Origin of the sequence: Agarivorans sp. QJM3NY_30 (genome assembly GCF_050870855.2) — a bacterium.
GTDB lineage: Bacteria > Pseudomonadota > Gammaproteobacteria > Enterobacterales > Celerinatantimonadaceae > Agarivorans.
Window position 1 is genome coordinate 1,946,598 of sequence record NZ_CP194038.2, and the last position, 24,955, is coordinate 1,971,552.

The following is a 24,955-nucleotide window of genomic DNA, read 5'->3' on the forward strand; positions in this document are numbered from 1 at the left end:
ATTCGCGTCTTTTTTATCGCTTGTATATTTATGCGGGAGCCCGCTCTGCATACATGGCATTAATTTGTTCGGCAAAGCGATTCTCGATCACGGCACGGCGTAGTTTGAGGGTAGGGGTTAATTCACCTTGCTTCATACAGAATTCTCGAGGTAACAGGGTAAATTGTTTAACTTGCTCAAAGCGAGCGAGGTTGGTTTGTACCTGCTTGAGTTTGCTGGATATGAGGGCTTTGATTTCAGCATGTTCTAATAACTCGCTACGATGTTGCCATTTTATCCCGAGCTGTTTGGCGTGTAACTCCAAGGCTTCAAACGCGGGGACGATTAGCGCCGAGACAAAATGTCGTGCATCGGCAATAATTGCCACTTGCTCAAATAAGGGTTCGCGGATCAGTGCGCCTTCTACTCGTTGCGGTGCTATATACTTACCACCCGAGGTCTTCATTAATTCTTTGATTCGCTCGGTCAATACCAGATTACCTTGCGTATCGATGGTTCCCGCATCGCCAGTATGCAACCAACCCCCAACAATCGTTTCGGCGGTTGCTTCTGGTTTATTAAAGTAGCCGCGCATGACGGTAGGGCCTTTGAGTAAAATTTCTCCTTGCTGGGAAATTTTAACTTGTAAGCCTTCGAGTGCTTGGCCAATCGAGCCCAGCTTTTGATGTCCTTCAGTGTAACAGGCGATGGTTGCGGTGGATTCGGTCATACCATATCCATAAACAATGGGAACTTCTATGCTTTGAAAGAACCGATTGATGTCATCGGCCAAACGCGCACCCGAGCAGGGGAGGATCCGCGCGGGTCCAAAGAAGCCGCGAATTTTGCTTAATACTAATTGGTCGGCGATTTGGTAGCGAAGCCTTAACCAAGGCGACTGCTTAGTTTGGTTTTGCTTGGCCTGCAGGCGGCTTTGGGCCACCGACATCGCCCAATAGAACAGGGTTTGGCGTGGTTTGGATGTCGTCGCGACTTTTTGCAAAATAGCTGCGTGAATTTTTTCGTATAAACGCGGTACGCTGCACATCAGTGTGGGTTGGGTTCTTGGTAAGGCTTGTTGTACCTGTGAAGGGTCTTCCAAATAGACGTTGGTTGCACCTTGAGATAGAACGTAATAGGTCCAGGCGCGTTCAAAAACATGACTAAGCGGTAAAAAACTTAATGAGGTATCGTTGCTTGTGACTTTGATCCGTTGTTGATGCATGGCAAAGGCTGCGGAAAAATTCGCATGATCGAGCATCACGCCTTTGGGATCGCCTGTTGTGCCAGAGGTGTAGATCAGCGTTGCCAAATCATCTGTTCGAAGGTTTTTTTGGCGAGCGTTAAACTGTTGTTGATCGGCGCTGTTGGCTAGGCTTAGTAGCTGTTGCCAGCTAAGAATGTTGGGCTGTTCCGTATATTCGCTGTCTTCAAAACAAATTACGGTTTCGATGTGTCCAGCTGCAAGTAACTCCACACCAGATTCAACTTGTTCGGCTTGCCCTACAAACAAGATCTTACAATTGGCATCAGCTAAGATGTATTGGCTTTGTTCTAGGGTATTGGTGGGGTAGATGGGTACCACGCAGCCGCCAGCCGCCAAAATACCGACATCCGCAATGGTCCATTCTGGCATGTTGGGCGACATAATCGCCACCCGTTCACCCTGCTGGTGACCTAAGTGAATTAAACCTTTGGCAATTTGAGTCCATTGCTGAGAAAAATCTTTCCATGAAAAACATTGCCAAGCTTGGTCCCGCCAGATCTTGAGCGCGACTTGTTGCGCTTGTAATTGCGCTTGCTGGCTGAGCAAGGTAACGATGTGTTGCATGTGTTCTTACCTGTAAATCGATGAAGGCAAACTGCCCAAATGTGGCTGCATTTTAGTGAGATTTAGTTCGGCGAACAAGTGTAAGCTAAAGTTATTTTGGAATAATGTTTCATTTAGTGAAATAGCAGCATAAAAGCTTCGCTATTTTAGTTGAGCTTGGGGGCTTGAGCGATGAGGCTTATTCCGAGTGCCATCCATTCACGGGCTAAATTTACAGAGTTGTTCAATCGAATTTTTCGAAACTGAGCCTGCTCCCAGTCTTTTGACTAGTGAATACATGCCATCACTGTTTTGAGTCTATGCTCTGCATATGTTGAGTGAGTTTGTTTCACGATTCTTCAACAGATGAGGCACTTAAGGTAAACGTTAACATTGCTGGGCTTGTTTGTTTTGCTTTGGGATTGGGCGTGGCAGAGAGTTAGTTGTGTTAAATATGCCTGATGAGCTAGCTCTATAGTTCTCGCTTTAATACTCATTTGTAACAACTTCATCATTACATGCCCTTTGTTGTAGCAAAAATGTTTCGCCATCTTTAATTATTATCTCCAACTTTTAGGAAAGGATGACCGAGATCTCAACTCTTGAATGAATGGAGTGGAAACGTTTACCCTTTCATGTTTCAATAACGCAATTGGTAAGCTGAGTTATGTATTCTACTCAAGTTGAGTCGATCTACCTTCAGCTGCAGCGCATTGTAAATGGAGTATGTGATGAAAAAGATCTTGGTGACTGGCGGTATGGGCTACATTGGCAGTCATACTTGCGTGCAGATGATAGAGGCTGGCTTTACGCCGATCATCTTGGACAACCTAGCGAATAGTAAGCCAGAAGTACTCCTACGGATTGCCCGTCTTAGTGGTCATAAACCGATGTTTTACGAAGGTGATGTACGCGATCGTCGCTTATTAGACCAAATTTTCAGTGAACATCAAATTGAGTCCGTGATCCATTTTGCGGGACTAAAGGCGGTGGGAGAGTCGGTGCTAAAACCGTTTGAATACTATGATAACAATGTTTATGGCTCGTTAGTTTTAGCGGATGTGATGCGCCAGTCAGGTGTAAAAAGCCTGATTTTTAGCTCTTCTGCGACAGTTTATGGCGAACCTGAAAATATGCCTATTGATGAAAGTTTTACGACCGGCGCGGTAACAAATCCCTATGGTCGAAGTAAATACATGGTGGAAGAATGCTTGCGAGATATTCAGCAAGCCGCGCCTGATTTGAGTATTGCCTTGCTACGTTACTTTAATCCAGTTGGTGCTCATCCGAGTGGTTTAATCGGGGAAGACCCTCAGGGGATCCCTAATAATTTAATGCCATTTATTGCTCAAGTGGCGGTAGGACGCCGGGAAAGTTTGTCTATATTTGGCGATGATTACCTCACCGCCGATGGTACTGGGGTGCGCGATTACATTCATGTCATGGACTTAGCCGATGGGCACATCGCGACCTTAAAGGCGGTGGCTCAAACGGCCGGCTTGCATATCTTCAATTTGGGCACAGGAAAGGGAAGTTCGGTCTTGGAAATGGTGAAAGCCTTTGAGGAAGCCTGTGGACATCCAATTCCCTATCAAATTTGCCCTCGTCGCGGCGGTGATATTAGTGAATGTTGGGCCGCGACCGATAAGGCGGCACAGTTATTGGGCTGGAAAGCTAGTCGAAGTATTGAGCAGATGAGTGCTGACACATGGCACTGGCAATCGAAGAATCCTAATGGTTATGAGCAATAAACATTTATTTAGAGTGCGTCTAGATCGACGCCTTTAACGGAGTAGAGAACAATTATGTTAGATCAGGTATTTGACCCAACTGAACATCCGCATCGTCGGTATAACCCCTTAAGTGGCCAGTGGATTTTAGTTTCGCCGCATCGGGCTAAGCGCCCATGGAGCGGTCAAGATGAAACGCCCTCAAAGGAAGCACTGGCCAGTTATGATGCGGGTTGCTTCTTGTGCCCTACTAATACGCGTATCTCTGGGGACAAAAATCCAGACTACCAAGGCACTTATGTTTTTAGTAACGATTTCGCTGCTTTGATGACCGATTCTCCTGATGTTCCAAAATCAGACAACCCTTTGTTTGTGAGTCAGCAAGCACGGGGTTTAAGTCGAGTGATTTGTTTCTCGCCAGATCATAGTAAAACCTTACCTGAGTTGCCAGTGAGCGCGATCCGTAGCGTTATCGATACATGGAGTGAGCAGATTGAAGCGCTGGGTAAGGACTATTTATGGGTACAAGCCTTCGAAAATAAAGGCGAAACCATGGGTTGTTCTCAACCACATCCGCATGGGCAAATTTGGGCGAACAGTTTTTTACCCAATGAAATTGAGCGCAAAGACCAACATTTGCGAGCCTACTATCAGCAGCATGGTCGCAATTTACTCTTGGATTATGTGACTCAGGAGCAAGCCAAAGGGATCCGCACCGTGGTTGAGACTGAACATTGGTTAGCGTTGGTACCTTACTGGGCGGCTTGGCCATTTGAAACCATGTTGTTACCCAAAACTCATATTCGCCGGATGAGTGAGTTGTCGAACGAACAGCGTGATGATTTGGCTCTTGCCATTAAAAAATTGACCAGCCGTTATGACAATTTGTTTCAGTGTTCCTTCCCATATTCGATGGGCTGGCACTACGCCCCTTTCTTTAAAGACGGGGATACCTCAACAGAACATTGGCAGTTGCATGCTTTGTTCTATCCACCTTTGCTGCGTTCTGCCAGTGTTCGCAAGTTTATGGTGGGTTATGAAATGTTGGCGGAAAGCCAACGAGATTTGACTGCGGAACAAGCCGCCGCTCGTTTACGAGATCTAAGTGACGTGCATTATAAACAACAAGATCAACCACAAGGGGTTAACCATGACTAATCGCACTCAACGATTGATTGACAAAGTCTCCGCGGCTTTTATGGAAATGACCGGGGCCTCTGCGAGTTATTTTATTCAGGCGCCAGGGCGAGTGAATCTAATTGGTGAGCATACCGATTATAACGATGGTTTTGTATTGCCCTGTGCCATTGATTATCAAGCCGTCGTCGCGGCAGCACCGCGTAGTGATAGCATGGTACGAGTGATATCGGTAGATTATAATAATCAAATTAATGAGTTTGATATTACTCAGCCGTTGCAGTTTGACCAAAACTGTATGTGGGTGAACTATGTTAGAGGCGTGATTAGCTGTCTATTAAATAAAGGCTATCAATTGGGTGGTGCCGATATTGCCGTGAGTGGCAATGTCCCACAAGGCGCGGGTTTAAGTTCATCGGCTGCTTTAGAAGTGGTTATTGGACAAACCTTTAAGACTCTATTTGATTTAGCTATTACTCAGCAAGAAATCGCTTTAATTGGTCAGGCCGCGGAGAATAACTTCGTCGGTTGTAATTGCGGCATTATGGATCAGCTGATTTCGGCAGAGGGACAGGCCAATCATGCATTATTAATTGATTGCCGCTCTTTAGAGACTACCGCAGTCGCCATGCCCGAAGAAATGGCGGTGGTGATTATTAACTCCAATAAAAAACGCGGCCTGGTTGACAGTGAATACAATACTCGCCGCGAGCAGTGTGAAGCAGCGGCACGCGGTTTGGGGGTAAGCGCTTTACGGGATGTGAGCGAAACCTTATTTAACGAGAAAGCAGCGACGCTTGAGCCGATAGTAGCCAAACGAGCTAGACACGTCATTACTGAAAATACCCGTACTTTGGCCGCAGCCGAGGCCCTAAAAGCCAATGATATGGCTAAGCTGAGTGTGTTAATGGAGCAATCACATGCCTCGATGCGTGATGATTTTGAAATTACCGTGCCTGAGGTGGACGCGCTGGTGGATATTGTGAAGCAACAAATTGGCGCGCAAGGCGGAGTAAGGATGACTGGTGGTGGCTTTGGTGGTTGCGTTGTTGCTCTTATGCCACCGTCTTTGGTCGATGGTGTATGCCAAGCGGTCGAGCAATATTATCAGGCTCAAACTGGTTTAAAAGAAACTATTTACGTGTGTAAAGCGATGACGGGCGCGGGAACTATCGTGTCATAGCTGTTCATTCGTTGACTGCTCTATTTGGCGCGGGGTTAGCGATGAGCCGTTGTTATCATTTACTTGGTGTTTTTCAACATAAACCTCGACGTCGTTCGAGGTTTTTGATTTTCTAAGTTGTTATACATCTACGAGTCTCGGCAAAATTTTAGTTTGCGCCGAAGATCTTGAGGAAAGTAAAACGAAATGGCGTCCCCTGCGAGATTCGAACTCACGTCTAAGACTTAGGAGGTCCTTGTTCTATCCAACTGAACTAAGGGGACGGGATGGTTCTGCAAACCCTATATTACAGTACTTGGTGTTGCGGCGTTCATTATACCCAGCTTTAAACGTATGAAAAGCTTCGGCTAACTGTTTGATTACTTCGTCGCCAAGTTAAAAGCTAGGGATTTTACGTTTCCCAGAGCATTAGCATAAGATGAACTACAAGTATGTCACTTGGTTTTATAAGCCAAGTACGCTCAAGCTTTCTTTCAAGGAAAAAGGACCGGGATCTTTGGCTCCTTCGGAGCGGGTCGAACATTTAGTTAAGTCATTTTTTCATCGTTCGTGGCTTAGCCTCTGTTCAATGGATCTTAAACGATTGGTATGGCAATCATCAAAGACAAACAGCGCTAACTTTTATTGTTTACTCACCAAATCGCCAAGTTGGATGTTGGCAGTCATGGTTGGATCGACGGCGACCACAATGGCACTTTGTTGGTAAATCTGCTCAATGCGTACCATGCTATCGGCAATATGTTGTTCTTGTCTGGGAATGTCCCATTGTCCCCAATGATAATTTTGATGGATCAGACTTAATAACATCCCCGGATTTAGTTGATTGGCATGACCTAGGTTAATTTGCCAGCGGTCCGGTCCGAGAACCTTCACGATACTCCCCTGTAAAGGCTGGCAGGCGAGTAAGGCATCCACCTCCGAAATCACCGTTTGCAGGGTATCATTCACCGTTTGCCCATAGGCTGAGCGCCAAAATTTAGCCGAGTGAGGTGAGACAATTTCACGTGCGTCAAATTCCCAAGGGGCATTCACCGAAAAACGTTTGTTGTAAATCTCTTCTAGGTCGATGGCGTTATAGACTCGCACATTAATAATGAAATAGCGTTGGGGGTAACTAAAGTTAAAGTGTTTGGGAGCGTAGTCTTGATCTAGCGAAATATTTTCCAGCTCGATCCCTAAAAGGTATTGGGCACCATAACGATGAGCAATATCTTTAATCGCAATAAAGTCATGCACTCCCGGTTGATGGTAGTTTAATGGTAATTTGGGAGGGTGCTTAATATTAAACTGACTCCCTAACTGGCGGGCAATATCATAGGTCCGTTGCTCCACGGCGGGTGATATTTCGTGAATTTGTCCTACTCGTACTTGATTCTGTTGTTTTAAGTAAGGAGGGAGTAACAACAGGTTTTTACTAAAGCCACTGGCTTTACATTGGCCTGTTGCTGGGAAAACATCGGCCTGTAAAACCACAAAGTACTGCTGTCCCCGACGGCCTTCATCTAATACTTTTAAGTTATGCAACGAGCCTTTCGAGACAACTTCCAATTGATCAAGGGTGAGTCTGCCTTCGGTCACCTGACTAATACTGGTTACCGAGGCGCCAGAATACAGAAGTAGCTGTTTGACCGCTTCTTGGGTGGCATTGCTGCGTGCCTGCTCAACATCTTGGCTGATGATGGTCGCGTGACCTTTTGCCTCGTACCACACTGCTTGACTGGGAATGCTAACTAGCATCGCGATCATTAAAATTAATAGTTTCATAAGGCCCTCCTCGTCACTAACAAGCAATAACTGTACCTAAAAAAAGCGTTATTTTTTTGACTGGAATGGTTATTGCTTAATAGTGTTTAGTCGGAGGAGATTACTATGCGTTATACGACTTTACTACTGGCGGTGCTTGCGTTACAAGGATGCAATACCAGCTTACACCATATTACTAATTATCCTTATGTTGAACCAAGGGAACAACAAGATGCAGTATTGTACGCACATGTCGATAATCTTTCTAAGCAGTTAACCGATGATTTAGAGTTGAGTGCTACAGATACGGTCGCGATTAGTTCAGTGGTTGATTTGGACAACTTGCAATCCAGTGATGGATTTGGGCGGCAAATTGCAGAGGCAATGTTTGCCGCTTTATCCCGAGAGGGGATCCATACGGTTGAGGCAAGACTCACCGGACGTTTACAGATGGACCCCGGCTACGGTGAATTTTCTTTATCGCGCGATGCAGAACTTTTACGCGAACAAATGCAAATAAGCTATGTGGTGGTTGGTAGTTTTCAACGAACAACCTCTGGCCGGCATGTGAATTTGCGGCTAGTTAATTTAGCCAGTCAACAGGTGGTGTCGGCCGCTTATCAATTTATTCCAAATAGCGCAGGAGCAAGCTCTCCTCGAGTCACAAGCATGAATGGGAGCTTACAACGCCATGAACAAACTGTACTTTAAAATATGGTCTTTTAGCTTAGCACTATTGTTATTGCTATCTTGTACTCCGACGACTCAGGTCAAGCAGGTTGAATGGACTTATCAGCCTCCTGGCGATTTTACAGTAGTGAATGCGGTTGGTTATGCGCCAATTAGCCAACAAAGGGGAGCCGATAAATCAACCAAGCAATTACGGGCGATGAAAGCCTCTAAGCTGGATGCTTACCGTGAATTATCCGAGCAAGTTTATGGGCAACACATTGATAGTACCGCTACTGTGAGTGATTTGGTGTTAGGCAATGAACGTTTAGCGGCTTCGGTGGCTGGGGTAATTCGAGGTGCGAAGGTGATTAATGCCTATGCTGTTGATGATGTGTATGTGACCGAATTACAACTTGATTTTAGGGAGGTATATCGGGTTACTATGTCAATGGCTCCAACTCGGCACCTAGAGAGTCAAAAAACCATACAATTTTAGTAAAGAATTTCGCTTTCATGCCGATATCTTAAGCGTAATGGACGATTAAGGACGTGACATGAAAGGTATTATACTGGTTGCCATGACCACCTCGATGTTGTTGGGGTGCTCCAATAGCTCTTCGATGCAGAAAGTGATGGTGGTGGATCCTTCGAATAACGTAAGTCCGGCTAAAAATGCGCGTTATCTAGAGGGACTGGTGGATGAAGATGGCCAACTGTTTTTAAGCAGTGCACCGAGCCGCTTAGCAAATCCGCCAGAGACTATGAAGAGTGACCCTGATGCTAAAAAAACATTGACCGATTATGTCAATATGATGTCACAGCGTTTGGTTTCTAGCTCTCAATTTGTAAACGCAGACACACCAATCGGGGTTGCCTCATTTGTGCCTCTTGATAACCTACGTACCACCGACCTGTTTGGTATGCAAATTGCCGAAAGTTTTGTGTATGAGATGCAGCAAAGTGGCTTTTCTGTGATTGACTATAAAACCACTGGCTTTATTCGTATTACGCCTGAAGGTGATTTTGTTTACAGCCGAAATGTGAAAGAGTTAGCTAAACGTTTACCAATAGAATACCTGTTAGTGGGCACTTTTAGTAAGTCTAACGATGGGATCTTAGTGAACGCGAGAATTGTTGGTGCTCAATCTAAAGTGGTGGTTGCATCGGCGCAAGAATGGATCCCCAATGAAGTTTACCAAAGTAAAGTGCCAACTCCAGTGAAGCGCGATGGTGTGATGATCATCGAAGCGCGTAAACAAGCTGCGAGTAAACCGATGGCTCCAATGGGGGAGCGGGGGTAGCGTTTCTCGTCTATTACATTCATGGAAAACCGCACCTTGCAGTGCGGTTTTTTGTTTTTAAAGTCTGCCTATCTTTCTCGATTGATTTTTGTCCAATATAAAAAGTGTTTTAACTAAGCCTGAAATATGAAATTCAGTCAGTGAAGCTCTCTTCATAGAGCGAATGTTACATTTTACTGGGTGATACTTTTTGCGGTGACTTTCGATATATTTGCCCTCTGTTCTGTTCGTCTGACAGCTTTTGATTTGAATAATCAATAATCAATAATCATGGTCATACTCCTATTTTTAACGGCATTAAAATCTAGCGCTTAAGTTGCTACCAATGGTGGCTTACCATTGATGGTTATCAAGGGGCATAACTATTAATGGATAAAGGACTATATCGATGCTGTCGGAACACTTTGGTTTATCGCTGACAAAGCTCGCAGTGCATCTGAAGTAGTGAAGCTGATTAATCATAGTCCGCCGCTTCATCATTTAAACGTACGAACATTGTGCCTCAGGTGGATCGATTTTCAGTCGGCGTTAGTGGGTCATTTTTACATCGGCGGTAACACTTGATGATATCTCCTATTTTATTCAGCGAATGGAGCTCTCATGGTGAAGAGATAATATATCGTAGAACAATTAGGTCTTATGGATTAGAGGGAATGGCAGATGATATTTGTTTGCCGTAAAACCTCTGGTACATTTTACTATTGGCGGAGTATATTTGTGGGATTTGAAGTCAATGAAGCTAAGCTAGCGGTTTAATTTAGGGGAGCTTATGGGAGTAAGGGGTCTAATTACATGGTCGTTCGAGTAATTACAGCTAGGCTTTAAAGCCTTTTCCCATACGCTGTGAGCTATGTTTTTTGCCTAATTTATCGTAAGTTGTGGCATTTTGGTTTTGTAGCTGGTCAATCACCGCGCTCAGTTGGCGAACTTTTTCGTTGCTTGCTTGAATAATTTCGCCATTAATAGTGTTTAACTCTTGGCACTGCTTGAGTAATTGTTGGATCCGCTCAACTTGCTCGGCTAACTCAGGAACGTCAATTAATTGTTGAGTTTGTTCCGACGATTCTAAATCATGATCAGCTTGAGTGATTGCAGTTAAAGCTTGTTCTTTTTGAGACGCGATTGCGTATAAGGCAATTGTATCATCACCAGCTAAGGCGTGCTTTTCTTGTTCCAAAAGAGAAAGCAGCAAATTAAGTTGCTGCTCTTGAGTATTCAGTAGGGCTACGATCATTGGCTAATTATCCAAAAGCTTTATTAAACTCACTTTCAAAGTCACCCATTTTTTGGGCTACCTTATTGGCATCAATTTGATAAGTACCATCGGTCACAGCTTGCTTGATTGATTCTAACTTAGAACTTCTGCTGTCAGAATCGTTAAGCAAATTCTGCTGAATACGGTTGAGTTGTTGTGCTTCGTTGGTAAGCATAACTGAATCCTGGGCTGCAGCAGAGCTAGCAGTTGAACGTTGTTCAGTGCTTTCTTTCGTCCCTTTGTCGGTGACTCGGTTAGAGTCAAGCTGACTTGGACGGCTTCCACCTAAGTTATTAATGTTTAAAGCCATAATGGCGCCCCACAGTTAATCAATTTTCGTATTCAATATAGCTATCGGCTTTCAATGTCAAAACTTGAGAAAAAATTTAAAGTTTTATCTCAACTAAACCTAAGGCCTTTATCCGACCAGTGACTAGGCGTTGTGACTTATTGTTTCTTACTTTTATGGTATCACCGATACTACCACTAGATAAAGCCGTTCCCTGAGTGCTAACACTTAAACCGCCTGCACCGGCAGAAATTATCACAGCATCTCCTTTACATATTAAGCAAATATCGCGCCCATTTATTATTTGGTCTTTTCTTAAACTCCGTTTAAGCTTAGCACCTAATAGCGAGTTAAGTTCGGTAAAGTAGTTTCCGCGTAAGCGATTTTCCGGTAAATAAGATAGACTTAAGTGTTGTTTAGTCAGTACGGCTCCTTGTTGAAGAGGACCGTTGGCAATCACAACCAATAATAATACTTGTTTTCTGACAGGGATGTATAATCGCCAATTGGTTTCGTCTGTGCAACTGACGAGAACACTAGTATTACGCCTTATCTCACCGTTTGCTAAGCTGTAGCTAAAGCCACTAGGGCAGTTAGGTATAGCGATGCGTTCATCCAATTGATTAGCGGTTAACTCAATTTTTTGATCGGGCTGGTGAGTGATGTGAGAGTCGACAAAATTGATAGCTGATTGTTCCAGCTGCTGGTGTAACTCGCTAGTGTGAGCTATAAGACTAAAGAAAATTAATAGTAACGCGGTGATAAATTTTTTTAGCATTTCTTATATGATACCGATTAAAGCAAAGTAACAATTGGCTTTTTTGTCTATGCTTAACAAGTTGGCACTAGGTTAAACAGCGTCAAAAAAACGGCTATTAAGTAAGATTAAGTATTAGTATACAGGGGTAAGCAAAGTTAATGCCCTTTTCTAGGTCTAAGGAGTGACAAACGTATGGCGGGTATTTTAGATTCGGTAAACCAACGGACTCAGTTGGTTGGGCAAAATCGCCTAGAATTGTTGTTGTTTAGGTTAAATGGTTCTCAGCGCTACGGTATTAATGTTTTTAAAGTCAAAGAGGTATTACAATGTCCTCCGCTAACGGCATTACCTAAGCTTAATCCTGTGATCCGCGGTGTGGCACATATTCGAGGTCAAACCATTTCCGTTATCGACTTAAGTTCAGCGACTGGCGGCCGACCTATCGAAGATCTTTCTAAGTGTTTTATTATTATTTCTGAGTATAACCGTTCGGTCCAAGGCTTTTTAGTGGGCTCAGTTGAAAGAATTGTCAATATGAATTGGGAAGATATTCTGCCACCACCAAAAGGAGCTGGTAAATTTAACTATCTGACCGCGGTTACCGAAGTAGAAAAAGAGTTAGTTTCTATTTTGGATGTCGAAAAAATCTTGGACGAAATTTCTCCGGTAAGCACCACGGTTAGCCAGACGATCGTGGATGAAGCAACCGAAAATGTTAAAAATGATAAAAAAGTATTAGTGGTTGACGATTCATCGGTGGCGCGTAATCAGGTGAAAAAAGCGGTGACATCTTTGGGGGTTGAGGCACTTCTTTGCCAAGATGGGCGTGAAGCTTATGAATTATTGGTGAATATGGCAAAAGATGGGCCGATTACTGATCAAATAGCGTTAGTTATTTCTGATATCGAAATGCCAGAGATGGATGGTTACACGCTGACAGCTGAAGTGCGCTCTCATCCAGACTTAAAGAATTTACATATAATCTTACATACTTCGCTCAGTGGAGTATTCAATCAGGCGATGGTAAATAAAGTTGGTGCTAATGCCTTCGTTGCTAAATTTAATCCTGACGAGTTGGCTGCGGCTGTTCGTCAATCGTTATAGAAGAGTGTGGACGCATTTGTGAGAACAATCACTGACGATGTATATAAACAGTTCTGTGGCTTTTTAGAGAAGCAATGTGGAATTGTATTAGGCGATAACAAACAGTATTTAGTGAAAAGTCGTCTGTCTCCGCTAATGGCTCAGTACTCTATCGCAAGTTTAACCGAGTTGGTTCAAAAAGCGATGAGTTTACGCGAGCGAGATCTCCGTGCTTCGGTGGTCGATGCGATGACAACCAACGAAACCTTATGGTTTCGTGATACTTATCCTTTTCAGTTATTGGGAGATAAGCTTTTTCCTGAATTCCAAAAACTCACTCGACCAGTTAAAATTTGGTCGGCGGCTAGTTCATCGGGACAAGAACCTTATTCAATCATGATGACCGCTCTTGAGTATCAAGCGAGAAAGCCAGGTGCTTTATCGATGGGTGTTCAGGTGGTTGGGACCGATATTTCGCCGTCAATGCTGGAACATTGTAAGCGTGGAGAATACGATTCTTTAGCTTTAGCGCGTGGTTTATCGCCTGAACGTAAACGTCAATTTTTTGAAGCCAGCGGTGACGGTCGTTTTCGAGTGAATGACAAAGTTAGAAAAAATGTCAATTTTCGCCCCCTAAATTTACTCGATAGTTATTCATTAATGGGTAAGTTTGACATTATTTTCTGTCGAAATGTGCTTATCTATTTTAACGCTGAAGTAAAATCTAAGATTTTGAATCAATTTGCTCAGGCTTTAAATCCTAATGGCTATTTGATGCTGGGCGCTTCCGAGTCAATTACTGGTTTAACCGATCGATTTAATATGTTGCGATGTAATCCCGGCATTGTATATCAACTGAAATAGTTTCAACGATAGAGCGGCAGAATAGGCAACTCTTGCCGCTTTTTGCCGCTAAAGGTCCTTAAGTATTCAGTGCTTCGCCTTACTCAGGCTTTACTTTCCTATTTACTCTGTATTCCCAACGTCAAAAAAACACTGGCACAGCTTTTGCATTTTTCCATTTGTAATTGTGCGAAGAGGTGTGTATGGCAATAACTTTCGATAAAGCATTAGGTGTTCATCAGTATACGGTTGGGGTAAGAGCTCGGCGGTCTGAGGTTCTCGCGAGTAATATCGCTAATGCCGATACACCTAATTATAAAGCACAGGATATTGACTTTAATAAGGCTTTTGCAGCCGCGAAGGCTGGACAGCACAGTGGCATGCAGCTTACCAATGATCGTCATATGGGCGGTGGTAGCAGCCAATTTTCAGAATTAGGTTTTCGCATCCCTAACCAGCCCGACACGGGCGATGGTAACACCGTCGATATACAGCAAGAAAAAGCAGATTTTATGCAAAATGGTCTGGAATACCAAGCTGGTATCGGCTTTTTGTCTAGTAAATTTTCTGGTTTACGTAATGCGATTAAAGGAGGTCAATAATGAGTTTCTTCAACGTGTTTGATATCTCGGCTTCAGCGATGAAGGCCCAGTCGGTGAGATTGAATACTACCGCCAGTAATTTGGCGAATGCTGACAGCATCAGCTCTAGTATTGACCAAACCTATCGTGCTCGAAAGCCAGTGTTTGCTGCAGAGTTAGAACGTGCGGGTAACGCTCAAGGCGAGTCGGCAAAAGTTAAAGTTGCTGGTATTGTCGAGTCGGATGCCCCTTTGCGTAAAGAGTATTACCCAGAACATCCCATGGCGAATGAAGATGGTTATATCTTTAAACCAAATGTTAATGTGATTGAAGAAATGGCCGATATGATGAGTGCCTCGCGCTCCTATCAAGCGAATGTGCAGGTCACTGAAGCTGCGAAGCAAATGCTAAATAGCACTCTCAATCTGGGTAAAAGTTAAGGAGTAGGTCGTGTCTACTATTGATCCACTACAAGGTAACCGTTGGCAACCTGAGTCGATTGTTCCGGAAAGTAATAATAATCAGTCATTAGGGCAGGAAGACTTTTTCGCGCTATTGACCACCCAGTTGCAATATCAAGATCCGAGTAAGCCAGTTGATAACGCTGAAATGATCGCGCAAATGGCTTCCTTCCAGACTTCTGAAGGTATCGCCGAGCTGGGAACCAAATTTGACACGATGAACTCGATTATGAATTCGTCTGCAGCTTTGCAAGCCTCAACGCTAGTGGGGCAAAAAGTATTGGTACCCTTGGACTATGCCCACAATACGGGCAGTGGTTTTGAAGGGGTAGCGGTGACAGGCGCTGCAACGACCAATGTTAAAGTGACGATTGAAAATGAAGCTGGAGAAGTCGTTACAGTTATCGATTTAGGTGAGGGGAGTGGCAATATGAACTTCTCTTGGGACGGTACTGATTCCAACGGGAATCAAATGCCAGATGGAAAATATAACGTCAAAGTAAATGGCGTTCAGGGCGGTAAAGAGATCAGTTTACCCACCGCAACTTTCGCGAATGTAAGTAGTGTAAGTTTGGCTGGTGGTACATCTGGCGTAGTCGTCAATTTAGAAGGTTTGGGTGGTATCGCGATGAGCGATGTCCTTGAAGTTGCCAAAGCCTAGTAAAGTATATAAACGATAGGAGATTGAGAGATGTCATTTAATATCGCGTTGAGCGGCATCAATGCCTCGCAAAAGGATCTTGACGTAACCGCGAATAACATTGCGAACGTCAATACCGTTGGTTTTAAAGAGTCGCGGGCAGAGTTTGCCGATGTGTATGCAACATCGATTTTCTCAAATGCTCGTACTGCAGTGGGTAACGGAACCAAAACGGTGGATGTTGCACAGCAGTTCCACCAGGGAAGTTTGAACTTTACCCAGAATGCTTTGGATTTAGCGATTAGTGGAGAAGGTTTTTTTGTTACGGCTGCTGATTTGACTACCCAGACTCGCGAATTTACGCGTGCTGGTGCCTTCAAATTAAATGCGGATAACTTTATTGTGAATTCGCAAGGCCAGTATTTACAGGGATATACGGTTAATAACAGTGGTACTCCTTCGGCAGTGAGTATGGCGGCGACAAACGCCATTCAGATCAGCGCTGAAGTTGGTACACCGACCCAAACCAGTGAAGTCAATATGAGCTTTAACTTGCCCTCTAGTGGCACGACTCATGATATTGGTGACTTCGATCCTTCTGATAGTAATACTTATACCTCAGCAACTTCGGTGACTGTGTACGATTCTCAGGGTGGGTCTCATGTTGCGGAAACCTTCTTTGTAAAAGATTCCTCTGTGGCAAATACTTGGCATAAGTTGATCTATGTTGATGGTGAACCGACCGACGTGAGTGGAGGCACTGCTCATGTGCCAAACGCGGGTAATACCAACGCGACGATTCCGGCTTCGGCTACTTTAACATTTGATAGTACGGGGGCCTTAGCATCAACAGTGCCTGCGGTTATTGAAACGGTCGCTTTAGGAACTGCGCCACCAAATGGCCCTGGTGGGGTTTGGGATGCGGCGACGGGTTCGGTAGATTCTACGCAAACGCTTATCTTTAATTTGAACGGACCGACTCAGTATAACGCAGCTTTCGAAGTGTCTAGTCTTTCGCAGGATGGATCGACAGTTGGTAAATTAACTGGGATTGATATTGGGCCTGACGGTTTAGTGGTTGCGTCTTATAGTAATGGTCAAACTTCGAATATTGCTAAAGTTTCAGTGGCTAAGTTTGCGAACAATCAGGGCTTATCACAAATCGGTGATACATCCTGGCAACAAACACAATTAAGTGGTGAAGCGATTGCAGGTGAAGGTAACTCTGGCACTTTTGGTAAAATTAACTCGGCTTCCTTAGAACAAGCCAACGTGAACCTCACTGAACAGTTAGTTAACTTAATTAGTGCGCAACGAAACTTCCAAGCGAACTCTCGAGCACTGGAAGTGAATTCAACTCTACAGCAAACTATTATTCAAATTCGATAATCATATCGGATGACATAATAATAAAAAGGCAGCCTTCGCTGCCTTTTTATTTACTTGATTTATATGGTTTTTTATTGGCTTTGTTATAAGTTTTTATTGTTTGGCACCATAATTGCTCTATTTCTCATGAGTCAGCTATTTGACGAAGGGAATAAGATGGACCAATTACTTTATATATCGATGACCGGCGCAAAACAAAATATGCAGTCGCTCGCGGTGCGAGGCAATAATCTAGCGAATGCGAACACGACTGGCTTTAAAGCCGATCTAGAAAACGCACGAGCGATGCAGGCATTTGGCCCTGGTTTACCGTCGCGAGTATTTGCCATGACTGAGACCCCTAGTCAAAATTTTGCCAACGGTATGTTAAAAACCACGGGTCGTGATTTAGATGTTGCGATTCAGGGAGAAGGTTGGATTTCGGTTCAAGATAAAGATGGTCAAGAAGCATTGTCTAGAAATGGCAACTTTACGATCTCGGCAGCAGGGGTTCTACAAACCATGCAAGGTCAGCCGGTGTTAGGTAATCAAAATGCACCGATTATTATCCCTTTACCTGTTGAAAAGCTTGAAATTAGCGAAGATGGCACCATCGAAATACGACCTGAAGGTGCGCCAGGTGATGCCCTGGAAGAAGTTAACCGAATCAAATTGAGTAAGCCTTTTGCTGGAGATTTAAGCAAAGGCGGTGATGGTTTATTTAGAAGTACCACAGGTGCTGTATACCAACCAGACGCTACGGTTGAACTGACTAAAGGTGCATTAGAAGGCAGTAATGTAAATCCAGTCCAAGAGATGACTCATATGATTAGCATGCAACGCCAATTCGAAATGCAAATAAAAATGATGAAAACTGCTGAAGAAAACGAAAAAGCGACTAACAGTTTGTTGCGCTTAAGCTAGCAATAAGGAGTGTACTATGCATCCCGCATTATGGATCAGTAAAACTGGCTTAGATGCCCAGCAAACCAATGTATCGGTTATTTCTAATAACCTCGCTAACGCCAGTACTATTGGTTATAAAAAAAGCCGAGCGGTGTTTGAAGATTTACTTTATCAAACTGTGAATCAGCCTGGCGGGCGTTCTTCACAAAACACCAAAATGCCTTCCGGTCTAATGATTGGCGCTGGCGCAAAGGTGATTGCCACCCAAAAGAATCATGATCAAGGTAATGTGCAAACCACGGACAATTCCTTTGACATGATGATCGACGGTCGTGGCTTTTTCGAAGTATTAATGCCTGATGGCACGACTGCTTACACTCGTAATGGTCAATTTAGTTTGAATGACGAAGGCACGATAGTGACTCCGGGATCTGGTTATCCGCTGCAACCCGAAATCCAAGTACCAGCCGATGCACAAAGTTTTACGGTGGGTGAAGATGGTGAAGTGAGTGTTCGCTTGCCCGGTCAAACCGATAGTCAGGTAATTGGCCAAATTACCCTGAGTGACTTTGTGAATCCTTCGGGCTTAGAGCCTCAAGGTCAGAACTTATATTTAGAAACTGGTGCCAGTGGTGCACCGCAAAATGGGATTGCTTCCGAAAATGGCCTTGGTTCTATTCGCCAAGGAGCCTTAGAAACATCCAATGTTAATGTTACCGAAGAGTTGGTGAATTTGATTGAAGCACAGCGTGTTTATGAGATGAACTCAAAGGTTATATCTACCGTCGATCAAATGTTAAGTTTTGCAACTCAACAATTGTAAACACAGATCAGAGAGAGGGATGACTGATGTATAGATTAGTCGTAGCGTTGATGAGTATAACGATGGTGGGATGTGCAAGCGTCAATCATGCCGTGGTTCCCGATGACCCGACTTATGCACCTGTTTATCCAGAAGAAGTTGCAATAGAAGCGCGCGTGACTGGTTCGTTATTCGCTGAAGCTGTTGCAAATAACCTATATGCAGACAAAAAAGCCCATCGCGTTGGTGATATTATTGTGGTTAACCTTGCAGAACGAACTCAAGCAAGTAAGTCGGCTAGTAATGATTTAGCCAAAGATAAAAATTTCAATCTCAATCCAATTACCGTACCGGGCGGGGTGGCAACCATTGGTGGCAACCCAATTGAGCTTGGCTTAACTCAAAATAGTGCCTTTACTGGGGAAGCAGATGCCGCTCAGAGCAACAGTTTAGCGGGTAATATCTCAGTGAATGTGGTCAAAGTATTGGCCAATGGCAACATGCTCATTAGTGGTGAGAAGTGGCTGATGCTTAATAATGGCAATGAATATATTCGCTTAACCGGGATTATTCGTTCCGATGATGTGTCACCAGACAATACCATTCCTTCATTACGTATTGCCAATGCGAGAATTCAATATGGTGGTACTGGTGATTTTGCCAATACGACCGAACAAGGTTGGTTGTCTAAGTTCTTTAATAGTCCTGTATGGCCGTTTTAAGCGTCGTTAGCTCGAGGAGTCGTCCCATGTTTAAACGCAGCATTATGATGTTCAGTATCGCTTTGTGTTTGTTGGCAAACACCGTGAGTGCTGCGCGACTAAAAGATGTCGCCGATGTCGCAGGTGTGCGAGCCAACCAACTCACGGGCTATGGCTTGGTGGTTGGTTTACCTGGCACTGGTGAAAAGAATAGTGAATTTGCTAAGCAATCATTTGCGACGATGTTACGCAACTTTGGCATTGTATTGCCTGCGGGCACAAATTTAAAAATTAAAAATGTCGCGCCAGTTGCTGTATATGCAGAGCTTCCCGCTTTTGTGAAACCGGGGCAGACCATTGATATCACGGTATCTGCGATTGGTGAAGCGAAGAGCTTACGTGGCGGCGCATTGATTCAGACTTTTTTAAAGGGGGCCGATGGTGAAGTGTATGCCTTGGCTCAAGGCAGTCTTATTGTTGGTGGTTTTGGCGCTGAAGGTGCGGATGGCTCCAAGGTGATCTCTAATACTCCAACGGTTGGGCGTATTCCCAATGGTGCGATTGTTGAACGAGCAGTGCCTTCGCCATTTATGAGTGGTGATACCATCACTTTTAATCTGAAACGTTCTGATTTTACTAGCGCGAAACGTCTTGCCGATACCATTAATAGTTTGGTTGGGCCTAATACGGCGACACCGATGGATGCATCTTCGGTACAGGTTTTCGCGCCTCGAGATCCTGGGCAACGAGTCGCCTATTTATCAACTTTAGAAAATCTTACTTTTGAACCCGCATCAGAGTCAGCCAAAATTATTGTCAATTCACGTACTGGTACCATTGTAATTGGTAAAGATGTGCGCTTATTACCGGCTGCCATCACTCATGGTGGGCTGACGGTGAAAATATCTGAGACCCCGGTTATTTCGCAGCCAAATGCATTGTCTGATGGCGAAACGGTAGAAACGACAGCGAGTAACATTGAGGTGACTCAAGAAGATTCTCGGATGTTTAACTTTGACACCGGTGCATCATTAGATGATTTGGTTCGAGCGGTTAATCGGGTGGGGGTTGCGCCTGGTGATTTGGTCTCCATTCTGGAGGCGCTGAAGCAAGCTGGTGCCATTCAAGGCGAGTTATTGGTGATTTAATCATGGCAATGGACGCAGTCAAACAAAGTGCAAACTACAATGACTTGGCCAGTTTGGATGAGCTCAGAAGTGCAGCTCAGAAGGATCCGAACAAGGCCTTAAAACAGGTTGCAAACCAGTTTGAAGCATTGTTTATGCAGATGCTGTTAAAACAGATGCGTAAAAGTAATGCCGCGTTTGAAAGCGATTCACCACTGAATAATCGACATACCCAAACCTACCGAGACATGCATGATAGCCAAATGGCCTTGGAATTATCGTCTTCTGGCGCTCTAGGTTTAGCGGATCTTATCGTTGCGCAACTTAACCCCTCGGCCGCAAATATTACGCCTGCCTCGGTATTACGAGGGGGCCAGGAGATTGATTTAACGACTCGCTCGCTTGAGCAGCCTTCAGCACTTGGCAAGGATATTGCTATATCGACTCATGTAACGGCAGCAAGTAGTGAAACTTTAGAGAAAACTCACGCTAATCTGGATATAGACTCGAGTCAAACGGGTTCGGAGTCATCGGAACGGCAAACATTTGCCACGCCGAAAGAATTTATTGAAACCCTATTGCCGCTTGCTAAAAAACTGGCTGTGGATAAAGGGGTGGAGCCAATGGCGATTGTTGCACAGGCGGCTTTAGAATCTGGCTGGGGTAAAAAAGTGATCACCAATCATGATGGAACAAGTAGCTATAACCTATTTGGAATTAAAGCAGATAGGCGCTGGCAGGGAGATAAGGCAATGGTAAACACTTTGGAGTTTAGGGATGGGCAAGCTAGACAAGAGCGCGCTGCGTTTCGTGCTTATGATTCCTATGAAGCCAGTGTGAAAGATTATTTATCTTTTATCGATGGCCCTCGTTATCAGCAAGCCTTAGCCAATGGTATGGATGCTAAGCAGTATGCGCGTGAGTTACAAGCCGCCGGTTATGCGACCGACCCTCAATATGCGAGTAAAATTAGTCAAATTTTGGATGGTCAGCATTTTGATGATTATCGTAACACCTTGGTTGAAGGGGAGTAGATAGCATGGCAATGAATGACTTACTCACCATTGGTTCGTCTGGGCTTGCTGCCCATCAGCGTTTGCTGATGACCACCGGTAGTAATATTGCCAATGTGAATACCCCAGGCTATAGCCTACAGCGAACTTTTTTTACCGCCGATACCTTGGGAGGCGTGAGAGATGGAAATACTTCTCGGGTACTCAATGGTTTTGCTCAGGCACAAATGTTCCGCGATACCTCAACCTTGGCAAACCGCAATGCCTATTTAGATTCGGTGAGTCAAATTGATGCCATTGTGAGTGATGATGCCTTATCTCTTAGTTCGAAATTTGATGATATGTTTACTCAGTTGCATGCGACCACCGATAATCCGACTGCGTTATCAACCCGAGAACTAGCCTTAGCTCAATTTGACGCACTCACCGAACGCTATCGAACATTAAATGAGCAATACCAGCTTCAAGAAAAAAATATTAGTCAAGATTTGGTCGAAAAAGCCAATGAATCGAATGCTTTGATTGTGAACATTGCCGACATCAATAAAGAAATTGTAGCATCTGGCGGAAACCCGTTAGATGGTGATGTAGCGGTATTATCTGATAAACGAGATCAAGCGATTAATGATTTAGCCGAATTGATTGATATTAATACGATTGTGCAAGATGACGGTTCAACGTTGGTATTTATGCGCACTGGTCAGGCTTTGGTGTTGCAAGATGATTATACCACATTGAGCATGGTTGACGGTGACCCCGATAGTACCCAAAAAGAGATGACTATTTCTCTTGCTGGTTCGAGTCGAATAATAGGCCGCGAAGAAATCGGTAGTACGATTGGCGGCTTGATGGAGTACCGGAAAACAACGTTGGATGTGAGCCGTAACCAGCTTGGTCAGTTATCTATTTCGATGGCTGATGCTTTTAATGCCCAAAATAAATTGGGTATGGACCTAAACGGTGATATTGGAACAGATATATTTACCTTACCCACTTTTGCCGGAAAGGAATTTTCAACAAATACTGCCTCGGGTTCAATCTCTGGTTCTTTTATCTCAGGAAAAGGCAGCGAGGTTACGCCTTACGATTATCGGATAAGTTTTCTCTCGGCAAGCACTTTTGAAGTACAACGTTATGATGGTGATAGTATGGTGGGGGCAGTGGTTACGGGGTCTATTCCGCCAACGGCCTTCGAGCTTGACGGGATGGAGTGGGATTTTTCTTCGGGGCCCTTTGCGGCAGGTGATAAGCATTTAATTCAGCCGACGCGTGATGTGGCCGCACAAATGACGGTGAGTATGAGTCAACCTGAGAAGTTGGCGCTAGCCGCGCCTGTGCGGGTTGAGCGTGATTTGGCGAACCGCGGCAATGCTTCAATTAGTATCAATTCGATTTATGATACTGACCCTACAACGTCTGCTTTCACCGCTCCGGGGGGCTACGATGTTGCAGGGCCGCATCAAGTGGTGGTGAATGCTGCGGGTGACTATGAAATTTATGACGATGCCGGCACTTTGTTGGCAACCGCCGCAGCGGCAACCGCTGGTCAGCAACTTTTTGCTAATGCCGTTCCGCCTTTAACGCCGGGTTATGACATTAATATTGATGGTGATGTGCAAGAAGGTGATGTGTTCAATTTTGACTATAACACCGATGGTTTCAACGACAATTATAATGCCTTACGCTTAGTTGATTTACAGCAAATGGATTTGGTTAGAAAAAGCTTAGCCAGTACTGGTGACAATAAAATGACCATGAATGATGCCTATGCTAGCCTGGTGAGTTTTATTGGTGGTAAAACCAGTGAGGCTCGAGTGTCGGCGTCAGCTGCTACATCTTTGTTGGAGCAGAGTACCCAGCGGCATAACTCTATCTCGGGGGTGAACCTTGATGAAGAAGCATCTAACTTGATCCGCTTTCAGCAAGCTTATGCTGCATCGGCACGTGTCATCAGTACAGCCCAGGAAACCTTTCAAACACTATTAAGTTCATTGAGGTAATTTATTATGCGTGTATCAAGTATGAACTTGTATCAAAATTCTTTGAATGGCGTGCTTAATTCTCAGCAACAAGTTGATAAAATGAATGAGCATTTAATCACCAATAAAAAGTTGCTGACTTCTGCAGATGGCCCTTCAGATATGAGTAAGTCAATGTTTTTGAGCACCGAAATCACTCTGACTGAACAGCATTTAAAGAATGGGACCTTGCTTGAAAATGCATTGAACTTTGAAGAGTCAGTACTAGGTGGTATGACTACGGCTATGCAACGAGCCAGAGTATTGGGGGTTCAAAGCGGTGATGGTATTAATGGTCAAGCAGAGCGAGACTCTTTAGCTCAGGAGTTACGGCAGATTCAAGCTCAACTGTTGGATTTTGCCAATAGCCAAAATGCTGATGGTAGTTATGTGTTTTCCGGTTTTCAAACTCATAAAAAAGCTTATATTTATGATGGAAGTGAATATATTTATCAAGGTGATTCAGGTAAAAGTGAATTAAAGGTTTCTTCTTCTGTTTATATTCAAAACAATGATACAGGGAAAGACGTTTTTGATGATGTTTTTGAACGCTATAAAACTAATGATACTAGCGTGAACATTTCAACTGTCGTCAATGATCAAAAGGCGTTTGATTCTTTTTATAATCAAAACTATGATCCAATAACACCTGCTAATAATAGTTTTCAGGTGCAAACTAGCGCTGGTGTTCCTGATACTTATGAAATATTAGATAGTGGTGGGGCCTCGTTAGTACCGCCAGTTACTGGAAATTATGTGGATGGACAGGAAATTAATTTTAATGGCTTAGCTATAACAGTAACAGGTGCGGTAGGTGCGACTGAAAGTTTTGAACTTACTGCACCCAACAAAAATAATGTGTTTAATATGGTGGGTGATTTCATACGGGCCTTGGAAGATCCCACTGTGCAAAGTATTGATTTCACTGAAGCTCAAAATGATTTTTTAGTTGGTATTGATAACGCCATGGAGAAGGTGGGTTTAACACTAGGCTCCATTGGTGCGCGTGGTAATGCCCTGGATTCGGTTAAATCGGCCGCTCAATCGATGGATATAGTGAACAAATCCTCACGTGCGAGCTTGAGTGAAGTGGACTTCGCTGAGGCGGTCAGTGACCTTCAGAAAGCCGAACTAGCACTGAATACGTCTTACTCTTCATATAGTCGAATTAGCCAGCTATCACTATTTAATTACTTATAGATTTAAAGTTATTTCAAATTCATGTAGAAAAATGAGCTAAAGAATATTGGAGTTCTGCCGATATGAGATTTATTGCGAGGATTTCGTAAATCACCAATAATAAAGAATGACTATTGGATTGGTGAACTCTGCTGAAGCGGGAGTTAATATTTAGGCGGTTTAACTATCCCACAATTCTTTTTTAATTATAAGGTAAAGTTTTCTCTGCTGTGGCCGTTACAAAGGTTGCTTCAATATTGAAGCAACCTTTTTTTGTTTTTTGTTTTTTTGTTTTCAAAAATAAAAAGATAAAAATAAACGCTAAAGAATATTGAAGGGTTGCCGTTATATAGGGTAAGTCAGAAAAACAAAAT

General features: G+C 43.9%; 24 protein-coding genes and 1 tRNA gene. 19 read left to right on the forward strand and 6 right to left on the reverse strand.

All coding sequences use genetic code 11. From position 1 onward, the window contains the following. Positions 1-28: 28 nt before the first annotated feature. Entirely contained in the window at positions 29-1,810 is a 1,782-nt protein-coding gene (locus ACRRSX_RS08960) for an AMP-dependent synthetase/ligase (RefSeq protein ID WP_432453548.1), read from the reverse strand. A 710-nt stretch (positions 1,811-2,520) separates the two neighbouring features. Between ACRRSX_RS08960 and galE the strand changes: the two genes are divergently transcribed. From galE to galK, 3 genes are read left to right on the forward strand one after another with little or no spacing between them, the layout of a single operon-like run. After that, complete coding sequence (gene galE, locus ACRRSX_RS08965) at positions 2,521-3,540, forward strand: UDP-glucose 4-epimerase GalE (protein WP_432453547.1); 1,020 nt, start codon at positions 2,521-2,523, stop codon at positions 3,538-3,540. Positions 3,541-3,594: 54 nt separating this feature from the next. After that, entirely contained in the window at positions 3,595-4,677 is a 1,083-nt protein-coding gene (locus ACRRSX_RS08970; RefSeq protein WP_432453546.1) for a UDP-glucose--hexose-1-phosphate uridylyltransferase, read from the forward strand. Next, positions 4,670-5,839 (forward strand): galactokinase, encoded by a 1,170-nt coding sequence (galK, locus tag ACRRSX_RS08975; protein WP_432453545.1) that lies wholly within the window; start codon positions 4,670-4,672, stop codon positions 5,837-5,839. Before ACRRSX_RS08970 ends, galK begins: the two co-directional genes overlap by 8 nt. 187 nt (positions 5,840-6,026) lie before the next feature. On the opposite strand, the gene ACRRSX_RS08980 is transcribed toward galK, so the two are convergent. Together ACRRSX_RS08980 and ACRRSX_RS08985 are read right to left on the reverse strand one after the other, a co-directional pair. Continuing rightward, positions 6,027-6,102, reverse strand: a tRNA-Arg gene (locus ACRRSX_RS08980). 358 nt (positions 6,103-6,460) lie between these two features. Then, the gene (locus ACRRSX_RS08985) at positions 6,461-7,603 is read right to left on the reverse strand and encodes a flagellar assembly protein T N-terminal domain-containing protein (RefSeq protein ID WP_432453544.1); all 1,143 of its coding nucleotides are present in this window, start codon (positions 7,601-7,603) and stop codon (positions 6,461-6,463) included. Positions 7,604-7,708: 105 nt separating this feature from the next. Here ACRRSX_RS08985 and ACRRSX_RS08990 point away from each other — a divergent pair, with 105 nt between their 5' ends. Genes ACRRSX_RS08990 through ACRRSX_RS09000 form a run of 3 tightly spaced genes read left to right on the forward strand, consistent with a single transcriptional unit; the run spans position 7,709 to position 9,555 of the window. Beyond that, a complete protein-coding gene (locus ACRRSX_RS08990; protein ID WP_432453543.1) occupies positions 7,709-8,293 on the forward strand; it encodes a FlgO family outer membrane protein in 585 nt (194 codons plus the stop codon). Continuing rightward, positions 8,274-8,750, forward strand: coding sequence for an LPP20 family lipoprotein (locus ACRRSX_RS08995; protein ID WP_432453542.1), 477 nt, complete (start codon positions 8,274-8,276; stop codon positions 8,748-8,750). The genes ACRRSX_RS08990 and ACRRSX_RS08995 overlap by 20 nt, the downstream gene beginning before the upstream one ends. Before the next feature lie 58 nt (positions 8,751-8,808). Continuing rightward, positions 8,809-9,555, forward strand: a complete 747-nt coding sequence (locus ACRRSX_RS09000) for a FlgO family outer membrane protein (protein WP_432453541.1) — start codon at positions 8,809-8,811, stop codon at positions 9,553-9,555. 814 nt (positions 9,556-10,369) lie between these two features. On the opposite strand, the gene flgN is transcribed toward ACRRSX_RS09000, so the two are convergent. The 3 genes from flgN to flgA form a co-directional block, all read right to left on the reverse strand. After that, positions 10,370-10,789 (reverse strand): flagellar export chaperone FlgN, encoded by a 420-nt coding sequence (gene flgN, locus ACRRSX_RS09005; protein ID WP_432453540.1) that lies wholly within the window; start codon positions 10,787-10,789, stop codon positions 10,370-10,372. A gap of 7 nt (positions 10,790-10,796) precedes the next feature. Continuing rightward, the gene (flgM, locus tag ACRRSX_RS09010) at positions 10,797-11,120 is read right to left on the reverse strand and encodes a flagellar biosynthesis anti-sigma factor FlgM (protein WP_432453539.1); all 324 of its coding nucleotides are present in this window, start codon (positions 11,118-11,120) and stop codon (positions 10,797-10,799) included. Between the two features lie 76 nt (positions 11,121-11,196). Further along, complete coding sequence (flgA, locus tag ACRRSX_RS09015; RefSeq protein ID WP_432453538.1) at positions 11,197-11,877, reverse strand: flagellar basal body P-ring formation chaperone FlgA; 681 nt, start codon at positions 11,875-11,877, stop codon at positions 11,197-11,199. Positions 11,878-12,051: 174 nt separating this feature from the next. Here flgA and ACRRSX_RS09020 point away from each other — a divergent pair, with 174 nt between their 5' ends. From ACRRSX_RS09020 to flgL, 13 genes are all read left to right on the forward strand, one after another. Continuing rightward, on the forward strand, positions 12,052-12,963 hold the full coding sequence (locus ACRRSX_RS09020; protein WP_432453537.1) for a chemotaxis protein CheV: 912 nt from the start codon (positions 12,052-12,054) through the stop codon (positions 12,961-12,963). A gap of 18 nt (positions 12,964-12,981) precedes the next feature. Next, the gene (locus ACRRSX_RS09025; protein ID WP_432453536.1) at positions 12,982-13,806 is read left to right on the forward strand and encodes a CheR family methyltransferase; all 825 of its coding nucleotides are present in this window, start codon (positions 12,982-12,984) and stop codon (positions 13,804-13,806) included. Positions 13,807-13,988: 182 nt separating this feature from the next. Then, complete coding sequence (flgB, locus tag ACRRSX_RS09030) at positions 13,989-14,387, forward strand: flagellar basal body rod protein FlgB (RefSeq protein ID WP_432453535.1); 399 nt, start codon at positions 13,989-13,991, stop codon at positions 14,385-14,387. After that, the gene (flgC, locus tag ACRRSX_RS09035; RefSeq protein WP_432453534.1) at positions 14,387-14,806 is read left to right on the forward strand and encodes a flagellar basal body rod protein FlgC; all 420 of its coding nucleotides are present in this window, start codon (positions 14,387-14,389) and stop codon (positions 14,804-14,806) included. Before flgB ends, flgC begins: the two co-directional genes overlap by 1 nt. Positions 14,807-14,816: 10 nt before the next feature. Beyond that, positions 14,817-15,488: a flagellar hook assembly protein FlgD gene (locus ACRRSX_RS09040; protein ID WP_432453533.1), complete on the forward strand. Its 672-nt coding sequence runs from the start codon at positions 14,817-14,819 to the stop codon at positions 15,486-15,488. Between the two features lie 30 nt (positions 15,489-15,518). Beyond that, a complete protein-coding gene (gene flgE / locus ACRRSX_RS09045; RefSeq protein ID WP_432453532.1) occupies positions 15,519-16,856 on the forward strand; it encodes a flagellar hook protein FlgE in 1,338 nt (445 codons plus the stop codon). Positions 16,857-17,012: 156 nt separating this feature from the next. Next, positions 17,013-17,759 carry a flagellar basal-body rod protein FlgF gene (gene flgF / locus ACRRSX_RS09050; RefSeq protein ID WP_432453531.1) on the forward strand — a complete coding sequence of 249 codons (747 nt, stop codon included), beginning with the start codon at positions 17,013-17,015 and terminating at the stop codon, positions 17,757-17,759. A 16-nt stretch (positions 17,760-17,775) separates the two neighbouring features. Then, positions 17,776-18,564, forward strand: a complete 789-nt coding sequence (gene flgG, locus ACRRSX_RS09055) for a flagellar basal-body rod protein FlgG (RefSeq protein ID WP_432453530.1) — start codon at positions 17,776-17,778, stop codon at positions 18,562-18,564. A gap of 26 nt (positions 18,565-18,590) precedes the next feature. Then, positions 18,591-19,265: a flagellar basal body L-ring protein FlgH gene (gene flgH / locus ACRRSX_RS09060; protein WP_432453529.1), complete on the forward strand. Its 675-nt coding sequence runs from the start codon at positions 18,591-18,593 to the stop codon at positions 19,263-19,265. A gap of 26 nt (positions 19,266-19,291) precedes the next feature. Next, on the forward strand, positions 19,292-20,392 hold the full coding sequence (locus ACRRSX_RS09065; RefSeq protein WP_432453528.1) for a flagellar basal body P-ring protein FlgI: 1,101 nt from the start codon (positions 19,292-19,294) through the stop codon (positions 20,390-20,392). A gap of 2 nt (positions 20,393-20,394) precedes the next feature. After that, entirely contained in the window at positions 20,395-21,405 is a 1,011-nt protein-coding gene (flgJ, locus tag ACRRSX_RS09070) for a flagellar assembly peptidoglycan hydrolase FlgJ (protein ID WP_432453527.1), read from the forward strand. A 5-nt stretch (positions 21,406-21,410) separates the two neighbouring features. Next, positions 21,411-23,384, forward strand: coding sequence for a flagellar hook-associated protein FlgK (gene flgK / locus ACRRSX_RS09075; RefSeq protein WP_432453526.1), 1,974 nt, complete (start codon positions 21,411-21,413; stop codon positions 23,382-23,384). Between the two features lie 6 nt (positions 23,385-23,390). Beyond that, positions 23,391-24,602, forward strand: a complete 1,212-nt coding sequence (gene flgL / locus ACRRSX_RS09080) for a flagellar hook-associated protein FlgL (protein ID WP_432453525.1) — start codon at positions 23,391-23,393, stop codon at positions 24,600-24,602. Positions 24,603-24,955: the final 353 nt, after the last annotated feature.